General features: G+C 40.1%; 20 protein-coding genes and 3 pseudogenes. 9 read left to right on the top strand and 14 right to left on the bottom strand.

Going from position 1 to position 25,215, the window contains the following annotated elements:
- Positions 1-66 precede the first annotated feature (66 nt).
- The 5 genes and pseudogenes from K3F53_RS07560 to K3F53_RS19635 all read right to left on the bottom strand — a co-directional run bounded on the left by K3F53_RS07560 (position 67) and on the right by K3F53_RS19635 (position 3,963).
- On the bottom strand, positions 67-348 hold the full coding sequence (locus K3F53_RS07560) for a heterocycloanthracin/sonorensin family bacteriocin (RefSeq protein ID WP_220560128.1): 282 nt from the start codon (positions 346-348) through the stop codon (positions 67-69).
- A 309-nt stretch (positions 349-657) separates the two neighbouring features.
- Positions 658-1,434: a HipA family kinase gene (locus K3F53_RS07555; RefSeq protein ID WP_057899135.1), complete on the bottom strand. Its 777-nt coding sequence runs from the start codon at positions 1,432-1,434 to the stop codon at positions 658-660.
- Between the two features lie 946 nt (positions 1,435-2,380).
- Entirely contained in the window at positions 2,381-2,938 is a 558-nt protein-coding gene (locus tag K3F53_RS07550; protein ID WP_057899136.1) for a thioesterase domain-containing protein, read from the bottom strand.
- Positions 2,925-3,338 (bottom strand): annotated as a pseudogene (locus K3F53_RS19640) (AMP-binding protein); the annotation flags it as partial. The gene K3F53_RS07550 and the pseudogene K3F53_RS19640, both read right to left, overlap by 14 nt.
- On the bottom strand, positions 3,313-3,963 hold the full coding sequence (locus K3F53_RS19635; protein WP_057899138.1) for a class I adenylate-forming enzyme family protein: 651 nt from the start codon (positions 3,961-3,963) through the stop codon (positions 3,313-3,315). The gene K3F53_RS19635 and the pseudogene K3F53_RS19640, both read right to left, overlap by 26 nt.
- Positions 3,964-4,460: 497 nt before the next feature.
- Here K3F53_RS19635 and K3F53_RS07535 point away from each other — a divergent pair, with 497 nt between their 5' ends.
- Both K3F53_RS07535 and K3F53_RS07530 read left to right on the top strand, forming a co-directional pair.
- Entirely contained in the window at positions 4,461-5,150 is a 690-nt protein-coding gene (locus K3F53_RS07535) for a 4'-phosphopantetheinyl transferase family protein (protein ID WP_057899139.1), read from the top strand.
- Complete coding sequence (locus K3F53_RS07530) at positions 5,146-5,856, top strand: thioesterase II family protein (protein ID WP_220560830.1); 711 nt, start codon at positions 5,146-5,148, stop codon at positions 5,854-5,856. The genes K3F53_RS07535 and K3F53_RS07530 overlap by 5 nt, the downstream gene beginning before the upstream one ends.
- Positions 5,857-5,970: 114 nt before the next feature.
- Here the strand turns inward: K3F53_RS07530 and K3F53_RS07525 are convergent, their stop codons facing one another.
- Positions 5,971-6,585 (bottom strand): TetR/AcrR family transcriptional regulator, encoded by a 615-nt coding sequence (locus K3F53_RS07525; protein ID WP_057899141.1) that lies wholly within the window; start codon positions 6,583-6,585, stop codon positions 5,971-5,973.
- A 198-nt stretch (positions 6,586-6,783) separates the two neighbouring features.
- Here K3F53_RS07525 and cyoE point away from each other — a divergent pair, with 198 nt between their 5' ends.
- On the top strand, positions 6,784-7,701 hold the full coding sequence (cyoE, locus tag K3F53_RS07520) for a heme o synthase (protein WP_057899142.1): 918 nt from the start codon (positions 6,784-6,786) through the stop codon (positions 7,699-7,701).
- A gap of 21 nt (positions 7,702-7,722) precedes the next feature.
- Here the strand turns inward: cyoE and K3F53_RS07515 are convergent, their stop codons facing one another.
- Together K3F53_RS07515 and K3F53_RS07510 are read right to left on the bottom strand one after the other, a co-directional pair.
- Positions 7,723-7,950 (bottom strand): hypothetical protein, encoded by a 228-nt coding sequence (locus tag K3F53_RS07515; protein WP_220560109.1) that lies wholly within the window; start codon positions 7,948-7,950, stop codon positions 7,723-7,725.
- Between the two features lie 767 nt (positions 7,951-8,717).
- Positions 8,718-9,758 (bottom strand): zinc-dependent alcohol dehydrogenase family protein, encoded by a 1,041-nt coding sequence (locus K3F53_RS07510; protein WP_057899143.1) that lies wholly within the window; start codon positions 9,756-9,758, stop codon positions 8,718-8,720.
- 960 nt (positions 9,759-10,718) lie between these two features.
- On the opposite strand from K3F53_RS07510, the gene hmpA reads away from it, so the two are divergent.
- Positions 10,719-11,954 carry an NO-inducible flavohemoprotein gene (gene hmpA / locus K3F53_RS07505; RefSeq protein WP_220560107.1) on the top strand — a complete coding sequence of 412 codons (1,236 nt, stop codon included), beginning with the start codon at positions 10,719-10,721 and terminating at the stop codon, positions 11,952-11,954.
- A 251-nt stretch (positions 11,955-12,205) separates the two neighbouring features.
- Here the strand turns inward: hmpA and K3F53_RS19375 are convergent, their stop codons facing one another.
- On the bottom strand, positions 12,206-12,607 hold the full coding sequence (locus K3F53_RS19375; protein WP_246615694.1) for a zinc ribbon domain-containing protein: 402 nt from the start codon (positions 12,605-12,607) through the stop codon (positions 12,206-12,208).
- Positions 12,608-13,309 carry a transposase gene (locus tag K3F53_RS07500; protein WP_246615693.1) on the bottom strand — a complete coding sequence of 234 codons (702 nt, stop codon included), beginning with the start codon at positions 13,307-13,309 and terminating at the stop codon, positions 12,608-12,610.
- A gap of 126 nt (positions 13,310-13,435) precedes the next feature.
- On the opposite strand from K3F53_RS07500, the pseudogene K3F53_RS20020 reads away from it, so the two are divergent.
- Together K3F53_RS20020 and K3F53_RS07490 are read left to right on the top strand one after the other, a co-directional pair.
- A pseudogene (locus K3F53_RS20020) lies at positions 13,436-13,817 on the top strand (transposase); the annotation flags it as partial.
- Positions 13,797-13,955, top strand: coding sequence for a hypothetical protein (locus K3F53_RS07490; RefSeq protein WP_327860702.1), 159 nt, complete (start codon positions 13,797-13,799; stop codon positions 13,953-13,955). The pseudogene K3F53_RS20020 and the gene K3F53_RS07490, both read left to right, overlap by 21 nt.
- A gap of 695 nt (positions 13,956-14,650) precedes the next feature.
- On the opposite strand, the gene K3F53_RS07485 is transcribed toward K3F53_RS07490, so the two are convergent.
- Entirely contained in the window at positions 14,651-15,853 is a 1,203-nt protein-coding gene (locus K3F53_RS07485) for a transposase (protein ID WP_220560098.1), read from the bottom strand.
- Positions 15,854-16,675: 822 nt separating this feature from the next.
- Here K3F53_RS07485 and K3F53_RS07480 point away from each other — a divergent pair.
- Positions 16,676-17,374: a hypothetical protein gene (locus K3F53_RS07480; RefSeq protein ID WP_220560089.1), complete on the top strand. Its 699-nt coding sequence runs from the start codon at positions 16,676-16,678 to the stop codon at positions 17,372-17,374.
- Positions 17,375-18,167: 793 nt separating this feature from the next.
- On the opposite strand, the pseudogene K3F53_RS19885 reads toward K3F53_RS07480, so the two are convergent.
- Positions 18,168-19,368: pseudogene (locus tag K3F53_RS19885) on the bottom strand (transposase).
- 297 nt (positions 19,369-19,665) lie between these two features.
- Here K3F53_RS19885 and hcp point away from each other — a divergent pair.
- Positions 19,666-20,952, top strand: a complete 1,287-nt coding sequence (gene hcp, locus K3F53_RS07470; RefSeq protein ID WP_220560077.1) for a hydroxylamine reductase — start codon at positions 19,666-19,668, stop codon at positions 20,950-20,952.
- A 395-nt stretch (positions 20,953-21,347) separates the two neighbouring features.
- On the opposite strand, the gene glmS is transcribed toward hcp, so the two are convergent.
- Together glmS and K3F53_RS07460 are read right to left on the bottom strand one after the other, a co-directional pair.
- On the bottom strand, positions 21,348-23,183 hold the full coding sequence (gene glmS / locus K3F53_RS07465; protein WP_057899148.1) for a glutamine--fructose-6-phosphate transaminase (isomerizing): 1,836 nt from the start codon (positions 23,181-23,183) through the stop codon (positions 21,348-21,350).
- A 590-nt stretch (positions 23,184-23,773) separates the two neighbouring features.
- Positions 23,774-23,950 (bottom strand): hypothetical protein, encoded by a 177-nt coding sequence (locus K3F53_RS07460; RefSeq protein ID WP_220560068.1) that lies wholly within the window; start codon positions 23,948-23,950, stop codon positions 23,774-23,776.
- A gap of 165 nt (positions 23,951-24,115) precedes the next feature.
- On the opposite strand from K3F53_RS07460, the gene K3F53_RS07455 reads away from it, so the two are divergent.
- Positions 24,116-25,171, top strand: a complete 1,056-nt coding sequence (locus K3F53_RS07455) for an acyltransferase family protein (protein WP_220560067.1) — start codon at positions 24,116-24,118, stop codon at positions 25,169-25,171.
- Positions 25,172-25,215: the final 44 nt, after the last annotated feature.

The raw sequence follows: 25,215 nt of genomic DNA, 5'->3' as shown, positions 1-25,215 counted from the left end.
AACTTATGCAGGGGCTCTTCTCCTTATGCAACCACGGTTTCCGTTAAGAAACTAGAAACAATGGGCTCAACGGCCACCGCCACAACGGGAACAGTTTGAGCAATTAAAACAACGGGTACAATGAAAGCAATTAAAACAACGAAAACAATTGAAGCAATTAAAACAACGAAAACAATTGAAGCAATTAGAACAACGAGAGCAATTAAAGCAACGGGTACAATGAAAACAATTAGAACATTGTCGAGACTGATCAACATAGTACTGGCTTTGATTATCATAAGAAACCAGTTGGCCTGCCTCGAAATGATCAACATTCAGCTCCTGGAGTTCATCTTTGAAATCATCCATTTTTACAACCTCCGTTTATTAAATTGATAATTGTGCCGGCAGCGAACCAGCAACTCGAAAAGAGGACAAAACAAAGAACAACTGCGTAACGGGTGAATCCACCAAATACTTCGAATTACTCCCCTCAACAAAATATGAACTATGCTGGGCTATTGTTACTGATTTAAATACCTATTTTTACAGAGCCTCGCCCTTGTCACGGTCGACACCCTTATCATAAGCTAATGGCTACAACTGCCTTCGCCATTCGGGACTTGAACCCTATAGATGACGCCCATGCCGGGCGCACCAAACAGAGACCCCCGGAAATTACGGTTCCGGGGGTCTTTTGTAATCTTTTATCCACTGCTGCACAATGGTATGCAGCTTCTTCTGACGTGAGAGCAGCAGCTGCTTTACGGTTCTTTTATTTTCATGGGAAAGCATAGTCAGTGGAATCGAATCAACAGATTTTTCTAACTCCTGGTAAGGTATATGCTGTATCACTTTTACGTAAGGCTTCAGCTGCTCATAACTACGAATATATTTGCTTAAGCCTCTTACGTAATTTCGATTGTAACCCACTACCCTGTCCCAGTGTGGATGATCCCAGGAAAATCCCTGCCATTGCACAGCACCAAGCAGAGACAGACCATGGTCAATAAGATAGAAATCATATTTTTCCCCTACAGGGTAAGCAAGCAAATTTCCCCCATGTCGGTCGATGTTGCAAATCCAAATATCAAAAACAAACATTTTGAGCAGTCTTTCAGGGCGAAGAATAAACCTCGGAATATTATGGTAGATATGTCTAGTTAATTGATCCCATTTATATAATTTAGGCTCAGGGCGTGCTAGCGATACTACACCGAGCTGCCCTTTAATCTTTGCTGCTTCTACGCGGGCAATCGGTAGGTGCAGCCTTGAAGCCAGATGGTAAGCAAGCAGTTCATTTCCTGCGAGAGGACCAATGTACCTTTCATTTTGTGGGTTTGAAAATTTAAAATACCCTGTTTCAGTCTGTCCACTTTTGCTTCTGCGAACCAACCAAACCGTTCCTAATTTCTTTCGGCTGGATAATTTCTTTACGATTTCCCAGTTCTCCACAATCGTCTCGTTGCTCCTCTTCCTTCTTTGTAGGGTTATTTTATACTATTTATATTTAGGTAGATTCTAAAAGGGAACAAATTTATACGAGTATCGATAGACACGTAAAAACACAACACCATTTTCTTTATTAGCATAACAGAAAATAATAGGATTCATAAACCAAACTCTTGAAGTTACTACACGACCATCTGAGAGAATGCCAGCTTCACCAACAGTAAGCAAACTCTTGTTTTTCAGCTTATTCATAGCTTAAAAATTTGCAAGCAAAAAACCTAAAATCTTTAATTAAGGCTATAACCTAACACTTGTCCTTACCTTTTCACATAGCATGGAATTAGATGTCACATGAAAAGGAGGTGAGAAAATGGGATTCTTTGGAACAGAAAGACGAGAATTGGGAGTGATTCTTGTTCTCTTTATCATTCTGGTGGTTATTTCATGCTCAATTTGTGACAACTAATACGAGATAGGAATGAAGAATCGACTCACTCATTATGGAGGAATAGGAAACCCTTTAAGGATAAGTGATAACAAGTAAATCTTACAGATTATCTCACAAAACCCATCTTATTGCTCCTCCCCCCACTTTTACACACCCAAAAGTGGGCTTTTACATAATCGGAATTATCGGACGGATTCATATTACTGCATGATTCTGAAGTCAATCAAACGCAACCCGTAAAAGCGTTGGAAAAAACACTGGATATTCTTTCGAAACAGGGGTGCAAATTTGTTACAGTTTCCGATTTAGTTCATCAAGATGTAAAAGAAAATACACAATACATGAAGGAGATAGGCCCCTCCATGTATTGTGTATCGGTTTTTGAAACGTTAAAATCTCAAAGCAAATTTATATAGATAAAGAATAGATAAAAGGTTCAAAAACTAAAAGTTTTTGAACCTTAACTTGATGACTATGGAGTCAGCCCCATTTAAACAAAAATTATACCATCTCCTCAAAAGCTTTATCTTTAATCTTGTTCAAAATTTGTTTGATAATCTCTACGTTTTCTTGAATATATTCAGGATTTAGTAGCTCATCATGTGTTCCGATTCCATTATATTCAATATATGCTTTAGATGTGGTATTTATCCACTTTTTCTTAAGTAACCTCGTTACGGTGTCAACAACTATATTATGAATATTAGCTTCTACTAATCCTGAGTTTGTTAAATTCTCCATGTACATCAGAAACTTAGTACGTTTATTTTGCGCATATGGAGTAGCCGTCCATTCTAGAGCATCTAAATGTGCCAAATTAGCAGCCTCTGCAAGTATTGTGGATGCTATTTCCTGAACTTCTTTGTTCCAAGGTGTAGTATCTAACATGATAATGTCAGATACCTGCATACCTCTTTGTTCCATTGTTTTAGCCACTTCAAACGCTAAATTCCCCCCTCCAGAATATCCAAAAAGTACATATGGACCCTCACTCTGTATATTCGTGATTTGGTCTACGTACTCATTTAGCATCTCGTCATGATCATTCTTGCATTTCATTAACGTCATAACATGTTGCAAATACCGTGCTCTCTGTTGGACCATATACGTGCTTTATTTTGTTAGATCCAAGATATTGAAATGCTTTGCGAACATGTTTAACTGAAACTTGCTCTCCGCCAAATAAAATTTTCCGAACATGTTTTAAACAACTTATATCAATATCAACGAGAACATTAAAAAATGCTGTTGTAATAAACATAACTGAAATACGTTGTTTTTCGATTAAATCAGCTAACTGGCGGACGTTTAACATCGTTTCTTTAGGAACAATTATTATTTTTGCCCCATTTAATAATGCTCCGAAAATATCAAATGTTGCTCCATCAAAAGCATAACTAGATAGTTGCATCACGGTGTCACATTTAGTTATGTCAATATAATAAGAAAGTTGCAAAACAGCCGCATATCAACCCAAATGCATGATAAACGGGAGCTGCACAAAGTACTCGATCTGACGGAACGATACCAAGCGAGTGTCCGATTCGTTCCCCATCTCCTACGATACTCTTCACAGTTTTAACTACTGCAGATGGCACTTTAGTAGAACCGGAAGTTAGCAGAACGATGTAACTGTGATCTTCTGTTGAACCTATGTATTCATTCCAACAATTTGCAGTCATTCCACTGTTTATTAATAAAAACTCATTACCAAAACAGTTTAATTTCTGAATAACATCTCCTTTATATTCCCCTGCTACTGAACCATTCGTTTCCCGCAACTCAAAACAAGTCTGATACATTTTCATAATTTGGTTCATTTCTGCTTCTTTTAAATTAGGATCTACTAACATGACGGGCACATTCAAGTAACTCGCGGCAACTACAGCTGTCCAAATCACTTCATTTTTTCCAAGTACAATAGCTAGTGGTGTTTCTTGAGTCAAACCACATTTTTTAAAATGGTTTGCAAGTTTTTCTACTTCTAATAAAAAATCTTGATAAGAAATTAACTCTTGTTCAGTTAATATCGCTGGAGAGTCAGGATTTGTCTCTGATATTTTTTTGATGCGTTCAAATAACATAAGTGAAATCCACTTCCTCCAAATTGATATTCTGTTTCTTAGCAGGTAGCATAACCGTAAATATACAGTCAAAAGTAATCTTCGTTACGATCAAATTGCCATAAAAATGGGCTTGCTTTACTTTTTATTGATACGGTATTGGGAGATAAAGAAATAGTTAAAGTCCAAGGTAAGACGATAGACGCTGACTCTCTTAATCCTCACGGTAAGTTGAGAGTTATTGAAACTCCTATTTCTTGTATTTCTCTTTAAAGGATGTTAAAATACCAAATAAACCCAAGGAAAATATCACAATATAATAGCAACAATTACCAATAATATATCAACATAAATATTTATATTCGTAATAGAATTATTATTAAGAAAATTAATTCCCTAATTGCCATAGTGCTTTTTAAAATCGCTAAAAGCTCAGAAATATACAGTTCATTAGTACTGCATATTTCACTTGCCAGGTCATTTATTATTGATAACTTAATATTAGGGAGAGCTTATCAATGCAAGTACATCTAATTCGTATAGATGGCTCTCGTAATCTCAATGATTACCAGAGTTTATACCCATTGTTAAATAGAGAGACAAAGAAGAAAATCTCTAGGTTTTTAAATGAAAGTGATAAAATTCGCTCACTTCTGAGTCACTTATTCTTAAAATATCTTATCTCACGCGAACTTAGCCGTGATTTAACGGATATTGAACTTGCATACGAAAAATATGGAAAGCCCTACCTACTTTCAAGCAAGGGGCTGTCGTTTAATATATCTCATTCTGGTGAATTTATTGCGATTGCTATATCAAATGAAAATGTTGGTATTGATATCCAGGAGTATATTGACTTAGACTATGAAGAACTGGCAATGAGATTTTTTACAAAACAAGAGTATAACTACATAAGTAGTGCCTCTAATGTCAAGGAAAATTTTTTTAGAATATGGACTTTAAAGGAAAGTTACTTAAAAGCAAGAGGTAGCGGACTGCACTCACCTCTAAATTCATTTTATTTTTCATTTAAAAACAATAAGATTCATTTATACCACGAAGGTAATAATACAATGTTTTACTTTCACAGTGAGATCATTCATGATAATTATCATATGTCCATATGCTCAACGAAGGAGATTGGAGATTTTGAATTTCATGAATACAATCAAGTAGAATTAGATACTTTATTATTAGGAGGTAATTGAAATTAAAGTTTTTTGCTTAGGATATGCTGGATCTTCAAAAACAGTTTTTAGGGATTGGCTGAAAAATACACATAAAATTGAATTTATACCGTTAAAATATAAAGGACGTGGTACAAGATTTAATGAAAATAGTTATACTGATATCGTTGAAGCGGTTGATGATATGTATGAATTAATTAAATTAAGCAAGGGTAATGAAAAATACGCTATATTTGGACACAGTATGGGGGCTTATATAGCCTATGAATTATATTACAAGCTTAAAAATAGTCAAACTGAAGCACCTGAACACCTTTTCTTGAGTGGAATTAATCCGCCAATGTTAAGAAAAAGTATTAAGATATCCCACTTAGATAATGATACGTTTTTAGAGCAAGTTGTTGAACTTGGGGGAATACCAAGCGATTTGCTAAAACATAAAGATGTACTAAATTTCTTTTTTCCTATATTAAGAAATGACTTTAGAATTGTTGAAGAATACAAATATGAATATAAAAGTAAAAAAATAGATTGTGGACTGACAATTATCCTGGGTTCTGATGATAAGCTTACCCAAAACTATAATAATATTTGGAGAGAAATGGCTGAAAAAGAGGTTGAATTTTATGAACTAAAAGGAAATCACTTTTTTTTGCATAATCATACGGAGTTGTTAAAAGATATTATTTATAAAAACTTAATGTTTGAAGATGAAAACAAAAAATAAACACGCAAAATTCATTACGAAATTCTCAGCCTAGTCACTGCAACGATTTGAGGATTAGGTTTTTTGTGATTAATATAACTAATATACTTACACCTGTTATGATTGGAATATTTTCTAATCTTCCTGACGAGTAGGCAAAAGCATATGTTGCAGTGCATTTCCATATAAATTATGAGGCATACGACCTTCACTAATATAATATAATACAGCAATGCCATTTTCTAACGAAAGAATAGTCCATGCCATTTCATTCGGAGTTAGAGTAGACTCATAATTCTCTTTCGACATCAATTTCTCAATGGCCTTTGAAATTTTTTCAACTGATTCAATTATCATGTTAGACCATTTATGACGCACCGATTCTTCACGCATCGCATAAAGAAGAAATTCCATGTTAAGCATGTTCCATGTTCGATTTTCCTGCCTAACTGAAAGGAAATATTCATCCATTGTTTCAATAAAATGTGAAAATGAATGCTGTTGGTCTATTACTTGATGGATGTTGTCCACATGTAACTTCATTTGTTGTTCCAATATGGCTAGGAAGAGCTCTTCTTTGGAATGAAAATGTGCATAAACTGCCCCTTTACTAAATCCAGCATATTCTGCAATTTTATCAACAGAAGCCCCATGAAAGCCTAATTGAGCAAAGACCTCAACAGCTGATTCTAAAAGTAATTGCCGTGTTTCCTTTTTTCGCTCCTCTTGAGTTAATCTTCGTCTGACCATTCTTCTTCCTCCCTCTCTTGACAATCATACCATATAGCATTAACATACCATATAGTATATAAATTCTAATAAGTATGTAAAGTTTATTTTGTATTTCTAATTCGGAAGTAACCATCAATAATGTCACTCTAAATTGGATTATGACAATTATAGATAATCAGTAAAAGGGGAAGAGGGGAAGAAGGGAAGAAGCGAATAATGCGAAAGGAAAAAAAACTTACAACGAAGAAACAGACTTTGTCAAAAATTTTGGCGCAAACTATTAAAATCGGGATTATTAAATCAAACCTGATTCCGATGTTTGCTGGATTAACATTGGCATTATATACATATCAGATTAGCCTGTTTGAGAAATTGCCGGAAATGATATTTGCTTTGATTGGTTCGATTTTAGTAATGGGTGCAGCTGGAGCTTTTAACAACTTATATGATCGAGATATAGATTCTATTATGGAGAGAACGAAAAACAGACCAACTGTGACAGGAGAAATAAAGCCTAAAACAGTATTATGGCTTGGTATCTTTATGTCTATCTTCGGAATCGTAGCTCTTTCATTAGCAACTCCTCTAGCAGCATTCCTAGGGTTTCTAGGTTTGTTTTTTTATATTGTCCCTTATACGATGTGGAGTAAGAGAAGAACAATTTATAATACGGAGATTGGAAGTATTTCTGGAGCAATGCCACCTCTAATAGGATGGGCGGCTATTTATCCAGACGTCACACATCCTGCTATTCTTGGTCTTTTTGTGATTACAATTATCTGGCAAATGCCTCATTTCTATGCCATAGCTATTCGCAAGCACAATGAGTATAAAGCTGCGAAGGTTCCTATGCTTCCAGTAGTCAAAGGTGTTAAAAGAACATATATACAAACCAATATTTATTTAATCATTTTAATTGCAATAAGTTTTCTTTTTGGGTCTTTAAGTCTCGGTCTTATGTTAGTAGCCCTCCTTTTAAGTGTTATATGGCTTATCTTAAGTATTTTCGGTTATAAAAAGATGGATTCAGAGAAATGGGCTAAATCAATGTTTATTTATTCCCTACTTCATATGACAGTCTTATTTTCAACTGTAATTATCTATTCTCTTATAGGCATTATTTTCAAATTGTAATATATGCTATCATGTAAGTGTCTACTGCTGATGTTGAATGATTGTACGTGAGCGTCCCCGATCTGATCGCCCTTTTGGTTTTAGACCGTGAAATCCTTCTCTACGATAGAGCAATACCCATAAGGCAATGGTTTTGGCTGTGAACTGCCTTGGGCCATAACGGGGAACCTCATGTATTTTGGCACTAATTTCAGCCAAAGAGGACACGTTCGTATACAATAGGCTGTATCCCCATACAATCCATTGCATAAACGAGGTGTCCTCCGTGTCACAAACTAACACATTACTAAAAGCATTACAACAAATCATTTCAGACATAAATTGATTACTGTCGAATGCATTTTTTAACGCAATTCCGTCTTCAATACGGTCAAAGCGAAACGCTCTTATAATCGCTAATAAATCATCAAAAACAGCTAGTTCGCTTGCTTCAAAAGGTCGTTGTGTTTGATAGGCTGATATAAAGGCATGAAATCGCTCAACTGGCGATAATGTACCTTCATATGCAACATGCCGAGCATGATAAACGCCTTGTATTGGCCCAATCGTCCGCCAAGCGCCCCCGATTCCACTGGAGGTAACGTATGAGAATTAAGCTAAGCCCAAGCACATAATAACATAATATAAGACCCCGAACAGAATCAATGAGATGGAACAGTAAGGCGGATGAGGTTACCAAGAACACTCGGCGTATCAGACAGACCTCCCCGGGTAACAGTGCCATCTTTCTCTCCATCTACTTGCCTCATTTACCTTTACTTGTCTTCGGCAGTTAGGACTTTGTCTTGTGTATTGCAGACTCATCCAGCGAGCACTGGCCTCATATGAGGTTCGTGTTCCTCAGGTCGTAGGTTTGCCGCCGACTTCCTTCAGATTCGACCTCGCGGTCGACACCCCTGTCTTAAGCTAATGACTACAACTGCCTTCATCATTCGGGACTTGAACCCTATAGATGACATCCATGCCGGGCACACAACGAGCAAAGGAACGGTTTGAGCCGTTCCTTTCAAAGAGATTCAATCGTTGTATAAAATCACTTTCATCGCTTTTTCTCTGGCAGCATTTCTAAACACCTCGTACGCCTGCATGATCTGGTCCAGCGGAAAGCGGTGAGTGATCAATTGTTTTGGTTTGATCTTTCCAGACTGCACTGTCTTTAACAACATCGGTGTCATGCTCGTGCTAACCAGCCCAGTCGTGATCTTGACATTGCGAAGCCACAATTGTTCCAAGCGTAGATCGACAGGCTTGCCGTGTACACCAACGTTGGCCAGCCGTCCGCCGGGCTTCAGGATTTGCTGACAGATGTCAAAGGTCACCGGGAACCCGACGGCCTCAATCGCTACATCAACGCCCTTTCCATCCGTTAATTCCATCACCTGCTCAACCGCATTTCCCTCTGAGCTGTTAACTGTCTTGGTGGCCCCGAACTTTTTGGACTGCTCCAAGCGATTATCGTCAAGGTCGACCATGATGATCTCCGCCGGCGAATAAAGTTGCGCTGTCATGAGTGCCGACATCCCGACCGGCCCGGCCCCGACGATAGCGACCACATCCCCCGGCTGAACGCCGCCGTAAATCACCCCAATTTCCAAACTCGTCGGCAAAATATCGCTCAACATGACAAGTGCTTCCTCATCGCTTCCCGGGGGAATGTGATACATACTCGTATCAGCATAAGGGATACGAACGTATTCCGCCTGAGTACCATCGATCAGGTGCCCTAAAATCCAACCACCGTCTTCACAGTGAGCGTACATCGCTTTTTTGCAATAATCGCATCTTCCACAGGAAGTGACACAAGAAATCAGCACTCTATCTCCGGGCCTGAAATTGTTTACACCCGTGCCTACTTCTTCTACGATTCCGACACCTTCGTGTCCCAGGGTTCGACCGTCGGTTACCGCCGGTACATCACCGCCTAATATATGCAAATCCGTGCCGCAAATCGTCGTTTTGGTGATTTTTACGATTGCATCCGTCGGTTTCTGAATCGTCGGCTTGTCCTTCTCTACCCACTCGAACTTTCCTGGTTCACGGAATATAAGCGCTTTCATAAACATATACCTCCTAAGTTTATGCACTATTGAAGTAGATTGTCGTCCTGGATTTTGATACGCCGAGGCGATGTGGTGGTACCCCAGTAAGAAGGAAAAATCCCCCTTCCTCTTTCCCTAATCCTCATCCAATGTACTCAACTGTAGTGGCGAATATGTGTATATTTTTCGCCTAGTATTTTTGCCTTTAAGGTTAAGGATTGCCCAGGTTGAAATTGAGCGATTGCTTTTCCGTCCGCAGGATTTAAAGAATGAAGTGAGCACGTCAATTTCTTTTACCTTTTTAACCACTACAAATTCCCGAAAACCTTCCCAACCGCCTTCTTGTGCCCTAGCTTGTTCATACTTCATAATGTGAGTTCAATAATCAGCTTTCCCAATGTTTTTCACACTATACTTCATGCTCATCATTTCCATAAGCATTTGATGTTACACCGTGTTCTTACTGCCAATACATCCTCCACCCTCCTGGCGGAGAACCGACTTCCCGGGGCTCACCAGTTATACGGTCTCCGTTTCCTGTTGGTCAAGGTTAGGTATCTTCCCCAGTTCCGATGATGGCCTTCACCGTGACACTCTCGATTCGGCCCTCGCTTGTTCCCTATTTGGGGCTGCCATCACGCGGCGGCAGGATTCGCTTGATACTACAGACCGACCGGTTGCTCCCCCAAAGGGGCTTTTGACACGGCGCTTCGATACCCGTCGTTTCCCCTGAGTACCGGCCGTCTGCTACCAGGCTCCCTGGCGATTATCCGGACCGGACTTTCACCGGCTAGTCCTCATCAGCTTGCACGAGTCCAACATGGACCCGCTCTGGGCACACAATGAGTTTGGCAACGCTGCCACGTATATCTGGTTGTGATTTATATCACTGTCCGGATGATTCCCCTGCTCTATAATGAATTTGCAAGGATTCTATTGGAAAACAAGTCAACTAAGTGACTAAGAGGAGGAGCCAAAATGTTGAGTCCAAAAACGATCGAGATTATCAAATCTACCGTACCTGTTTTAGAAGATCACGGTAAAGCGATCACAACCCGTTTTTACGAGTCGATGCTCACAAATCACCCAGAGTTGCTGAATATTTTTAACCATGCAAACCAAAAACAAGGAAGACAGCAAACAGCGCTTGCAAATGCGGTTTATGCGGCTGCGGCGAATATCGACAATCTTGAGGCGATCTTGCCAGCCGTTATACAAATTGCTCACAAACACATAAGCTTAGGCGTTAAGCCTGAGCATTATCCAATTGTGGGTAAGTACTTACTGATAGCCATTAAAGATGTGCTTGGAAATGCCGCAACTGATGAAATTATCCAAGCATGGAAGGAAGCTTATCAAGCCATTGCCGATGTATTCATCAGCGTGGAAGCGGAAATGTACCAGCAGGCAGAACGACAAGAAGGGGGTTGGGCAGGCTTCAGAAAATTCATTGTGGTTAAAAAAGTAAAGGAGAGCGATGTGATCACATCTTTCTATTTAAAACCGGAAGATGGCCAGGCGATCGCTTCCTTTCTACCCGGGCAGTATATCAGCATGAAAATAGGTATCCCAGGAGAAAAATACACGCATATCCGTCAATATAGTTTATCGGATTCACCGGGTAAAGATTATTACCGAATAAGTGTTAAACGTGAGGATGAAAGTGCAGACAAGCCGGCAGGGATTGTCTCCACTTACCTGCACAAACATGTGCAAGAAGGGGACGTTTTGCAAATCAGTGTACCTGCTGGTGATTTTGTACTGGATATGGAAAAAGAGCTGCCTATTGTGCTAATCAGCGGCGGTGTTGGTTTAACACCTATGATCAGTATGTTGAATACGCTTGCCGAAGTACAGCCTGAACGTGAAGTCACGTTCATTCACGCTGCGATCAACAGTACAGTTCACGCGATGAGAGAGCATGTTACTCGCTTGGCGACTGAACGGGGAAATGTACGCTCTTTTGTATGTTATGAAAAACCAACGGAAGAAGACAGGGCGGCCCGCAATTACGATAAAGAAGGCTATATTGATTTGGAATGGCTTCAAACCATCGTGCCGAGCCCTCGCGCAGACTTTTATTTCTGTGGTCCCATACCTTTTATGAAGACGATTTATGGTGCTTTAAAACAATGGGGAGTAGCTGAGGAAGCGATCCACTTCGAATTCTTCGGTCCGAAAGGGGAATTGTCGGATCGATCTGTTCTGAAGTAATAATACTTCAGAGGGGCTGTCCCAAAAGTAATCGGGATGCCCCGTTTTTTTTTCGTAAAAAAAAGACGCCTTTTTAGTAAAATGCAAGTACCACCCAACAATTACCAAGAAAGGAATGTCTCTTATGTATGAACCTCCCCCACTTACCATAGGTTGAAGTGGGGGTTTCTGAACTGTCCACCTCGATAGAACAGGCGATCAGCGGGTTGTCGCTGATCTCACAGACACGTGCCGTCTGCGAGGGGAATCATTCAGCAACACACCCTTACGGGCGTGGGGCGGAACAAACCATCTACTACTTCTCGCTTAGGCGATCCGTAGATACGTGGGTTTCTGAATTTCAAACCGCAAGGACTGAATCCGGTTTTCATACAACACTTTGGACAGTAGATTCGCCGCACCGTGAATGTCCCGATGTTGGGTATAGCCGCACCACGCACGTTCTTTTTCGCCCCGCAAACCGGACAGGTTTGCGATGTATAGCGTTCCTCGCGCTTGTGGAGCATGATGCCTTCCGCCTTCAGTTTGTACGTTAGGTACTTCTTTACTTTCCCAAACTGCCACTGGCTCATTCGCTGATTGTGGCAGCGAGAACGTTTCTTTTTCTTCTTTCGCTGGACGCCTTCGACGTCTCCAAGGTAGACTTCGTTCACTTACTGGGCGACCACCCATTCGACAAACTGTTTCGTCGTTTTGTGCAAGGTATCCTGTAACTGGCGTTTACTTTTAGAAAGAAGATATTGTTTCGCCCGATTGTACCGCTTCCACTGGTGGCTGTATTTCTGGCACTTGCTCATTTTTCGCTGAAGCTCTGCAAGCTTCTTGTTACGCAGGCGGTGAATACTTCGGATTTTTCGTCCGGTCACAATGAGACTGTCTCCAGTTGTTGCGACGGCTGCAAGCGTATGAATTTCACCCGGGTCAATGGCGCATGTATGCGAACCCGGCGGGTTCGGTGCTTGACGCTTGCCTTCCCAGATGCCGCGACTCAACAAAATGCGTCCGTTGGGATGAATGGTAAAACCGTCTGCCGCCCACTTTGTGTTGAAATACTTCTTTTGCTTATATGGATAGCGGACGTTCGTGTGCCCTTCCTTTCGGGCCTGATGTGCGCTATCTCGTGCCCAAAGATATTTGTGGCACACAGCTTGTATGCTCTGGCTGTGCATCGGGAAACGACGCTTCAAGCGTTTTTGTAGTTCGGTTTTACCGATCCACTGCCCGGTTTGCTGGTAGTAGACTTTCGCTTCAGCCAAGCACGTATTCCACACCTCTGCCGAGAAGCGATTTAAGGCAAACAGGGCATCTATGGTGAAGCGGGATGCGGTAAAAGCGACTTTTACGGTTCGAATCATTCGAATTACCTTCTTTTTCACTACGAACGTACATTCCTAGTATACAACGAATAGAAGAGAAAAAGAAGCACGATTCATCCCCCCACCTACGCCGGAGGCGTGGAAGAAGGGGACTTCTCGCGTGTTATGTTAAAAATTATATATATCATGAATCAATTCTTTTTACCAATGGATATTGAAGAACTCATTTCTCCTCGTCACGTCGTTCGTGTAAGCCAATGATGCGATCGATCAACTCGATAATGCCCTCTTCACAAAATATTATCTAGGCGGCGGTCGCCACAGCTACCACCCCAAAACGATGACGAAAATTATCATCTACGCCTACACGCAAAAAATCTACTCGTCCCGTCAAATCGCCAAAGCCGTTCGTGAACAGATTCCATTCATGTGAATCAGCGCACGTCAAACGCCAGATTTCCGTACGATTAACCGTTTTCGCTCCGAACGAATGAAAGGCTTGATTGAAGAAATATTTCAAGCAATCTTGATGATGCTAGAGGATCAATTTATTGTCGGTTACAGCGTCCACCAAGATCGAACCGATACGTGGTGCATGATCGAACATTTGGAGAAAACGAAACAACGATTTGACACGCTTCCAGCCAACATCATCGTCGACTCCGGATACGGAAGCGCTGATTAGCGTCGCCTACAATCTCTTGAAAAAAGTAGCCCTCTGTAAGCTGCAGAAGGCAAAAGCAGACTAATCCATACGAACATCACAACTCAATTTCCAATAAATAGGATATGCAGACAAAAAAGAGGTGAGCCTCAATCATCATTTATGACTTTTAAGACAGCCCCTCCTCTCAAAAAAAGAGAGGACCCGAGCTTGAGTAGACTATGCCATTTTCGCCTACAATCTTCATCGTCTCTCACAGATCGCTAATGAGATCGAACGAAAAAGACAAGTTAACCCATCAAAAAGCATCAAGAACCTCCACATCTCTCCATAAATATCCTCAAAATGAGTAACTAATCACTTTTAAAGAAATTCCTAATGTTTCGAAGACTGACTTTTTCAGGGGGAACTAATTAAAGCTGCATATCTTGCTCCTAGTGGTAACAATTTACCTTTTCGTGAATTTATACTTGTAACCAATCCCGGAAAATTGAAGGAGAAAGGTATCACCTAACTACACCTGTTGTTCTTTCATGTTAGATTTTGAGAGGATTTACCTGTACTTTCATAAAGTGAGCGTTTTGCAAAATAGCAATTTTCACCGAAAGTGAAAAAGCGAATACGATACTAAAGTTGATTTTACTTTATTTTTTAAAGTTGCTTCCTGATTTAAAAGCTGTTCAAGGACATGCGGGCAGAATTTTTTGTTCTACTTTTTATGCACAACGTTGGCGTACAGACGCTTTAAACATAGCCAAGGCTGAAGCAAGTAAAATACAGAGGTTCAGAAAAACTTGCGTTTTTACTTTTTGAATACCACGGATATGAAGTTGATTTACCGTTAGATTTTCTTTGAGTCTGGCAAAAACGCGTTCTACGCTTGTTCTCTTGTTATAAAGTTCTTTCCAACGTTTCGTATCCCGATGAGGAATGCTAAAACGACGCAAGTCGTCATTTGGATTCACTTTAACAACCATTCCGTAATCAGAAGGAGAGCACCAGGCAGAACCATGTGGGCAGTCAACTTTCCTAACGGTATGAGGACAGCGAAACTTTAGGTACCGTTTGTCTGCTCCCCAATATACCATATCAAAACCCATGGAGCAGCGTGGTGTTCCGTTAGAGGAAAATCCTGTCGGTGGCTCTTTTTCATTTCGTAAATTAAGCGGAATAATGGCTTGTGCGTTCAGTTCATGGGCAGCTTCATAATTCTTTAGCTGGTCATAGCCAGCATCCATCATGATAAATTCGAGGTCGATATCTGAAACTTTAGCCGCTTTATTCATCAATGCGGGTCCCATGTCGCCGTCATTTACATGAGCAGGCGTGACTTCTACAGCAATGGGAAGCTCACTTTCCGTATCCACAGCAAGATGAATTTTGTAGCCAAACCAGGTGATTTTGTTGCCATACGTATCAAACTTGGCACCCCACGTGGCATTTCCTGTGGTTTCAGACTCCTTCTTCGGCTGTTTTCGTTCATACGCTTCAATCGCTGTACTATCAATAGCAAGATGCTGTGTGATCATCAGACCTTCGGTCTGACAGGAAGAAACCAAGTCGTGAAATAACTGCTCAGCTATTTGCTTTTCCACCATATCCGCGAATACACGACTAAATGTAGCGATAGATGGAGCATCCTGATCTAGACGAAAGCCACATTGATAACGAAAGCGTAAGTCTGTTTGTAAGCGACGATGCAGCATGGTAAATGTCGTAATGCCTTCCATAGGTGCAGCCAGAAAAGCGCGTAGAATGGCTTCGCGGCAATATCCTGGTGCTCCTTGAGGGGTATGACTTTTTAATTGTTTGGCATATGGACGTAAGTCCAAAGAAGAGAAAAAAAGTTCTAATCGCTCTTTTGATTCAAGTTTTAGCCATTCTTCAAAGGAAAATAGCGTTTCTTGTAGAATATACACAGTGGACTTCCTCCTCTTTAGTGGAATGGGTTTGGTCACCTGTATTCTTCTACAAGTTGGGGTGAAGTCCTTTTTTGTGACTAAAAAAGCCTTGCGGCTCTAAGAGCGAAAATTATGCAAAACGCTCATAATTATAGCAATCTATATATTTACCATTTTCGACAGGACGACTGTCTTTACTGTATAGGATTATCAATTCTTTCCTTTTCATAAGTTCAAGAATGTTCTCTGGAAGAAGGGATAATACCTGAACTAACAGCTAAAAGCTATATTTATTTCCATCCTGATTAATTATATCGATTTGCTTAATGATCTTTTTTTATTTTTCCCTATTGTTAAAACACCATAATAAATAAAATAAAACAAGTTCAATATGACGTTAACCATAAGTAAAAACCTCCTAAAAATTTCTTCGATATAGAAACTCCTTTTTTTGTAAAAGATTCTTATATGATATGTAATTTTTAAGAGATTTAAAAAGAATAAGCGATTGGAAGTATATTATCTATTTTTATTTGGCATTTCATGTAATTTATTGTTGAAAATGGTACAAATATTGTATTATTTGGCGAGAAAAGTAAGTTCCCTAATATTGTATATTTGTTATAATAACAAGGAAGAAAGGGATTGAACAATATACCTTTTTTTACAAATAATTCATTTTATATAATTGGAATTAATGTATCTCTTAATTCCGAGGGAAGGTAGTATACAAGGGATAATAGTTCCTTTTGAATTGAGGGGTGTATCAGAATGAAATATTCATTAGAGAACCTGTCAGTTCAGAAGTTGCTATAAAAATCTGCGAATAGGAGTGATAGTGTGTTTAGGAAGTTTTTTAGTTTGTTACTAGGCTTTTTATTAACAGTAGGTCTTATATTAACAGGAGGGGTTTCTTATGCACAAGAAAATGAAAACCCATTAGAAAGTCCAGCGTCATACGCTAAATATTTGGAGAATTACGATAAGGATGAGGCACTTAGACTTGGTGTTGATCCAAAATTTGCAGATGAAGCCGTACAAGATGCAAAAGAAGTTTTGAACCAATTTAAAAATTTATCTATTGAAGAGCAAGAAAAATTTGTAGAAGCTATGCAAAATCCAACCATGATACAAAATTCATTTGCTAATGCTGAAGTAAAAGAAGAAAGCTCTAAAAACCCATCCCTTCTAGCAAACGAAAAATTTGTAGAACATGATTTTACAATGACTACTGCGGGAATAGATTGGACAATCTACCATGTTGAAGGAAGATATGAGTACAACTCAAATGGTGCTACAAAATCACTGGGAGGACAATCATACGTAAAGAGAAACTTGAACCCAATGGTTAAAACAACTAAACAAAGTCAAGACTTTTATGTTTCAGGTGGAGTATTTAAAGGAATAGGTATTTACGATTATAAGATCGGACCAATAAAAGATGTTATAGATGTACAAATTGGTAATGCATATGTACAGGTTATCGGAGATCAGTATGGGAAAAACCACTTAAAAAGCAAAGGCTGGACAGAGTTTTAAGTTTGTTGGAAATATTTAATTAACTAAAAATGAATTAGCTACCCTTTATTGAAATAAGGTAGCTAATTTTTATTATCTTGCAGTTTTATCACGTAATCAGTACACCACTCATATATTCATACACTCTGTTTACTGACAAAGAGCCTCTTTAATAGAGGTACTGATGCAACTTATTTTGGTAGAACGGCTGTTTCATGGTATTTCCTATTGCCCCATTTCTTTCCTGCCTTTTATTTAGCTACTTGAGGCGCTCATGTCAGATTGTATTAGCACTTAGTCTCTTGCTACAGCTTTAGCTAGACCCCTAAGTTTGGCTGACTGAAATATTATTTTATTCGTTTGCATATAGACAAAAAGAATACTTGTTTGTTGTTTTATTAAATTGTGTATGAAAAAAAGGTAATAACGCCAATAAGACAAAATATAATCACTAATGCAAGAATTGACCACAACAGCACCTTTAAATATTTTGGCAATTAGATCACTCCTTATCTTAGATATTGTAAACCTATAGTTATTTTATTATATTTTTTTCTTTTTTGGCAATAAACTACATTTGATTTGGTGATTTTAGTATTTGATATTGTTTTGAGAAAGAGAAACTACTTCAAAAAATCATTTGCAATCTTTTATATGAGCGTTTTGCAAAATGAGCGTTTTGCAAAATAGCAATTTTCACCGAAAGTGAAAAAGCGAATACGATACTAAAGTTGATTTTACTTTATTTTTTAAAGTTGCTTCCTGATTTAAAAGCTGTTCAAGGACATACGGGCAGAATTTTTTGTTCTACTTTTTATGCACAACGTTGGCGTACAGACGCTTTAGACATAGCCAAGGCTGAAGCAAGTAAAATACAGAGGTTCAGAAAAACTTGCGTTTTTACTTTTTGAATACCACGGATATGAAGTTGATTTACCGTTAGATTTTCTTTGAGTCTGGCAAAAACGCGTTCTACGCTTGTTCTCTTGTTATAAAGTTCTTTCCAACGTTTCGTATCCCGATGAGGAATGCTAAAACGACGCAAGTCGTCATTTGGATTCACTTTAACAACCATTCCGTAATCAGAAGGAGAGCACCAGGCAGAACCATGTGGGCAGTCAACTTTCCCAACGGTATGAGGACAGCGAAACTTTAAGTACCGTTTGTCTGCTCCCCAATATACCATATCAAAACCCATGGAGCAGCGTGGTGTTCCGTTAGAGGAAAATCCTGTCGGTGGCTCTTTTTCATTTCGTAAATTAAGCGGAATAATGGCTTGTGCGTTCAGTTCATGGGCAGCTTCATAATTCTTTAGCTGGTCATAGCCAGCATCCATCATGATAAATTCGAGGTCGATATCTGAAACTTTAGCCGCTTTATTCATCAATGCGGGTCCCATGTCGCCGTCATTTACATGAGCAGGTGTGACTTCTACAGCAATGGGAAGCTCACTTTCCGTATCCACAGCAAGATGAATTTTGTAGCCAAACCAGGTGATTTTGTTGCCATACGTATCAAACTTGGCACCCCACGTGGCATTTCCTGTGGTTTCAGACTCCTTCTTCGGCTGTTTTCGTTCATACGCTTCAATCGCTGTACTATCAATAGCAAGTGCTGTGTGATCATCAGACCTTCGGTCTGACAGGAAGAAACCAAGTCGTGGAATAACTGCTCAGCTATCTGCTTTTCCACCATATCCGCGAATACACGACTAAATGTAGAGACAGATGGAGCATCCTGATCTAGACGAAAACCACATTGATAACGAAAGCGTAAGTCTGTTTGTAAGCGGCGATGCAGCATGGTAAATGTCGTAATGCCTTCCATAGGTGCAGCCAGAAAAGCGCGTAGAATGGCTTCGCGGCAATATCCTGGTGCTCCTTGTGGGGTATGACTTTTTAATTGTTTGGCATATGGACGTAAGTCCAAAGAAGAGAAAAAAGTTCTAATCGCTCTTTTGATTCAAGTTTTAGCCATTCTTCAAAGGAAAATAGCGTTTCTTGTAGAATATACACAGTGGACTTCCTCCTCTTTAGTGGAATGGGTTTGGTCACCTGTATTCTTCTACAAGTTGGGGTGAAGTCCTTTTTTGTGACTAAAAAAGCCTTGCGGCTCTAAGAGCGAAAATTATGCAAAACGCTCAAAGTAAATAACGAGATCCTGAAATTTTGTCTAGTTTGTGAAATAGATCACAAAGTGTGATGCTTATCACATCTGAACAAATGATTTCTTAAGTATAATGGAAACAGACACAAAGATTACACAAAAGAAATTAAATCCAAAAGAATTAAAATAGTAAGGAGGCAATATCCGTGTTTTGTTATCAATGTGAGCAAACAGCGATTGGCGGTTGTAAAGTAGTCGGCGTATGTGGGAAAAATGAAGATCTAGCAAGCATACAAGATACGATTATATTTGCCCTCAAAGGAATTGCTGCTTATGCAACACATGCAAGGGAATTGGGTTATACAGATCCCGAAGTTGATGCTATTACCCATGAAGCTCTGTACTTTACCTTAACAAATGTGAATTTTAATTTGCAAGAACATATTGATATGGCCATGAAAGTTGGTTCGGCAGCGATCAAAGTGATGGAATTGTTGGATCGTGCACATACAGAACGATTTGGTATACCTCAACCGATTACTGTAACGCAAAATAAAATCGAAGGAAAATGTATTGTCGTAACCGGGCATAATTTACTTGCCTTAGAAGAATTGCTGAAACAAACGGAAGGCAAAGGAATCAATATTTATACTCACTCGGAGATGTTGCCTGCCCACGGGTATCCTGAATTGAAAAAATATCCTCATTTAAAGGGAAACATCGGAAAGGCATGGTATGATCAACGAAAATTGTTTGAAGAATTCCCTGGTGCCATATTGGCAACAACCAATTGCGTTATGCCGATTAAAGGAACCTACTCTGACCGATTCTTCTCCTATGAAGTAGCAGGGCTGGAAGGCGTTACGAAAATTGAAAATAACGATTTCACTCCTATCATCGAAAAAGCTTTGCATTTGCCATCGGCAAATATCGACTCGGATCAGAAACTGGTCACCGGCTATCACCACGAAACGGTGATCGGTTTGGCACCGGAAATTATTTCGGCAGTAAAAGAAGGCAAGATTCAGAGATTTTTTGTGATCGCCGGTTGTGATGCTCCCGGACGGGGTGGTAATTATTATCGGGAATTAGCTACGTTGCTTCCTAATGATTCTGTCATTTTAACTACTTCCTGCGGGAAATTTCGTTTTAACGATATTGATTTTGGAACAGTAGGAAATACAGGTATCCCAAGATATATTGATCTGGGGCAATGCAATAACTCCATTTCCACTGTAAAAATTGCGCGCGCGTTGGCTGACGCTTTCCAATGTGAAATCAACGAGTTGCCAGTCAGTATTGTATTGTCTTGGTTTGAGCAGAAAGCAATTGCCATATTACTTGGATTATTTAGCTTAGGAATAACAGATATACGAATTGGTCCGAAGGCTCCGGAATTTTTAACACCAGGTGTATTAAACTTCTTGCAAAAAACATTTAATCTAAAGTTAATTGGGGACCCTCAAGAAGATTTGGCTGAAATGCTAGACTGAATTGAACGTAATGACTGTGCACCATATCCGACGATTAAGAGATCGGTCTTTCTACAATACCATGGTGCACTCTTTTCTTTCTGTTAACTCGGAATAGTTGAAACTTATTTGTAAATGGTCATATGAACCCAGTTATCAAGACGAAGTTATGCTATGCCGCTACATCTCAATTATTTTTCCTACGAGCAACACTTCACAAACGCCGTATGCGAAACCACACACGACGTTTGTTGGTGAACTTTTAGTTGCAAATCCCTATCTAAGCACAACCTATACAAAAAGTTAAGTGATTGGCTTACTAAAGAGTTTTATTGGTTACCATCTTTAATGTTAGGTTACCGACTTTAATGTCAAACAACATCAAAACCATAAGTTCAAATAACCCTAATTGCCTTCTATTCCACCGTCAAACTCTTGGCCAGGTTCCGAGGGCGGTCGACATCATGACCACGTACCGTGCCGGCGTAGTATGCGAGAAGTTGCAGCGGAATCGCCGCCAGAATCGGCAACAACAACGAATGCGTGGACGGAATGTACATCACCTCATCTACCTCATCTGCGAGCACATCGTCACCTACTGTTGTAATCCCGACCACAAACGCGTCCCGTGCCTTTACTTCCTTAATATTGCTCACCGTCTTATCAAACACACGCGCCTGTGTCGCTAACGCGATCACAGGCACGCCCGGCGTAATCAGCGCCATCGTTCCATGCTTCATCTCGCCCGCCGCGTATGCGTCCGCGTGAATGTAAGCCACTTCCTGCAATTTCAACGCTCCTTCCAGTGCCAACACATAATCCAATCCGCGTCCGATTAAAAATAGATGCTCCTGATCATACGTCAGCTGGGCAAACTGATCAATCGCATCATGCGTCATAATGAGCGTCGAATCAACGTCACCCGGCAAGCGTTCCAGCGCCTGAAGCAGTTCCGAAACCTCTTCTTTTCTAGCGCTTCCCATCCTTTGCGCCATCCAAATCGCCAAAAGAATAAGCGCCGTGATTTGTGATGTATATGCTTTCGTAGATGCGACCGCAAACTCCGGCCCCGCTTTCGTCAGCAACGTACAATCTGCCTTCCGAGAGAGCGTACTACCAGCAGTATTTGTAATCGCCAGCGTCGAGCAACCATGCTTCTTCGCTTCGCGCAATGCTGATAACGTGTCCGCAGTCTCACCTGACTGACTCAACAAAATCACCAGATTCCGCTCGTCAAGCGTCCCGTGCTCATGGATAAATTCGGATGAATAAGACACTTCCACCGGCAAATCAAGCAACTGCTCCAGCGCTTTTTTGCCGATAACTCCCGCATGATTGGATGTCCCGCTCGCTACAATATCAACTTTACGCAAATTTTTCAGCTTTTCCACTGTCCATATTTGTGCAAGCTCCGGGAGATCCACCCCTTCCGGCGTCAACCGTCCCGTCAGCATATCCTCCAATGCTTTCGGCTGATCGAAAATCTCCTTCATCATATAATGTTTGTAATCGTGCAACAGCACATCATAAACCGTTTCGTCCGCCAGCGAATAGTGCGGCGTCACTTCTGTTCCGTCCAGCCGCTTTACCGTCGCTTTGCCCGGTGTCAAAATCGCAATTTCTCCGTTTTTAATTGGATAAATCTCCCTTGTGTACGGCAATAGGGCGGGAATATCCGAAGCCAAAAACGCTTCCTTCCTGCCCACTCCGAGCACGAGCGGATTATCCTGAGAGACAGCGATAATGGTATCCGGCTGCGCTTCGGACATAATGGCAAGCGCAAACGAACCCTTCAGCATAGGTAACACTTTCCGTACCGTCTCCTCTAGGTCACCTGTATCGTATTCTTCCAGCAAATGTGGAATTACTTCTGTGTCCGTTTCTGTTTTAAATGTATGCCCCTGTGCCATAAGAGAGCGCCTTACTTGCGGATAGTTCTCGATAATACCGTTATGTACGACCACGAAACGGCGATCGCAGCCGGTCAAAGGATGGGAGTTCGCTTCCGAAGGTTTGCCATGCGTCGCCCAGCGCGTATGGCCGATGCCAATCGTACCGTGCATAACGGGCTCACGCAGCAAATGCGCGCGCAAATCTTTAACCCGGCCCACCGTTTTCCGAATCTCGACATGCTGCTGGTTGGAAATCGCAATACCTGCTGAATCATATCCTCGATAATCAAGCGTATCCAAGCAATCCAGCAAAATCGGCACAGCACTCCGGTTTCCCAAAAAACCCACAATGCCACTCATACGTTTCCATCCTTTCCTTTGTGCCTCGTCTTTCCATTATACCGGATTCAAAACACTGAATCTAGCGAATGAAACTACTTATGTCAAGAATTCTCACATAAAAACTAAGGATGTGTGAACGAAAAAAGCGCCCGAAGTGAAAAGAACAGGCGCATTTTTTGGAGTCAAAGCCTATATATTCACATTCTTTTTTCGTAAATAGAAAAATAGGGCGGGAACCGCTCCAAGCAATAAACATACGATCAAAAACACCATTCCGCTCATGACGATAACATTGTAATCCATACAGCAGCGACCTCCTTTGATTTATGACTTAAGCAGCTACCGTATATGGCCATATACATTAGAATTGATACATACGTATTCTTTTACGGTTCGAAGGAAAAGCCAAGGGGATAACCCACAATACAAATGTCAATATATCAACCAAAATATATAGCTTTCTCAAAAGAAGTATGCATCTATATTGTAAAAACTACATATTAAAGATGAGTTACAAAATTATGATCAAACTATGATCTTGCCACCTTTTTAACGACAAAAAATGACTTTTTCAGCAAAAAGCTCCGATAAAGCTGAAGCTTACATTTTTATTCATGGCGCGGATATTTGCTTTGCGACTCACCGCCTGGCTGCCGTTTATCGAGACGTACCGCCTGAGTATCGGTATAGCTAGCAAATTCGCTATCCTGTTTTCCAGGCGTCGCTTGAGTGCTTTGTTGTCGCTTATGATCCAACGTTATATTGTATTTCACTCTTTTGGACATAATAGCCACCTCCTTCTATAGCTTGTCCTTTCCTCCTGCCATTATTCTCATTGTATAATTGTATAATTTTCCATCTTTTATGAATTTTTTATTGACTTAACATAAAATGTTTGTATAATCTGAGCATAGATAAGCGTAGAGCACTTAAAATCCGGAGGAATTTTTATGTATTCAGATAAAAGACTTTTCTCTTCACTGTTTTTGATGCAACTGCTTTCTTCATTTCTTGTACTTGCCGGTCATTACACTGCGGATGTCGACGATTACATTGAGTGGACATTCTGGGAGACAGCTTTGAACCAGATTAGCCGTTACGGGACAGTGATTTTAGCAATTATTACTGGTTTTTTTACTGCACACAGTCTGGATGGAAAAAAATTTTCAGGCACACGCTTTTTTAAAGGAAAGCTAAAATACATCTATTTTCCTTTTCTGTTTGCCAGTGTGCTGTACTTTATTATTATGAAAAAGGGCATACCGACAAACGAAAAAGACTGGCAGGATGTTTTGACCGGTCAAACCGCAGGGCACCTGTACTTTATTTTTATGCTTTGCCAGTATTATGTATTCGCTTATCTTTTCCGCCGCTTAATTATGAAGAAAAACATTCTGTTGGTTATCACCCTTTTCTTTGTCATACAATATATGTATATTCATATAATTGCACATGGCTGGTTTGGTCTAGGTATACGTCATTTTTTACCGACTTGGATTTTTACATTGTATTTAGGACACTTACTGTACTGGTATCGTAAACCGATGTTTATGTTTATGGAAAAGCATAAAATTGTTCTTATTGGATTATTGGTTCTATCCGGATTTACTATGTACTTTTTCGTTATGTCATCTAAACTATATACAGCTAACCATCTAATATTTGTCTTAGCAACATTTGCGCTGCTCGTCTCCAGCGCGGCGATATTGCATTATATTGTGGATGCGTTGCACCTGCGCTTTCAGAAAGGTTTAACATTCTATATCTATTTACTACATCCAGCATTTATTATATACGCTAACAAGTTTATGGAAACGAACTTTACCATTGAATGGATTTTTCATCACAAAGCTATATCCGCGCTGTATATGCTGAGCATCTATGCAGTTACATTCGCTGTGTCGGCGATTTGTGCCCAATTGGTAAACCGCGGTTTCAGCTGGCTGACAAGCCAAAAACAAAAAAAAGCCACAAATGCAATTGGTGCGAGGAAACTTGATGGATAGACGATGCGCCACAAAACAAATCCTCCTGGAAAATTGCAGGAGGA

The sequence above is a fragment of the Aneurinibacillus thermoaerophilus genome (assembly GCF_019603355.1).
Classification (GTDB): Bacteria; Bacillota; Bacilli; order Aneurinibacillales; family Aneurinibacillaceae; genus Aneurinibacillus; species Aneurinibacillus thermoaerophilus.
This window is presented reverse-complemented; position numbering and strand designations above follow the sequence as displayed.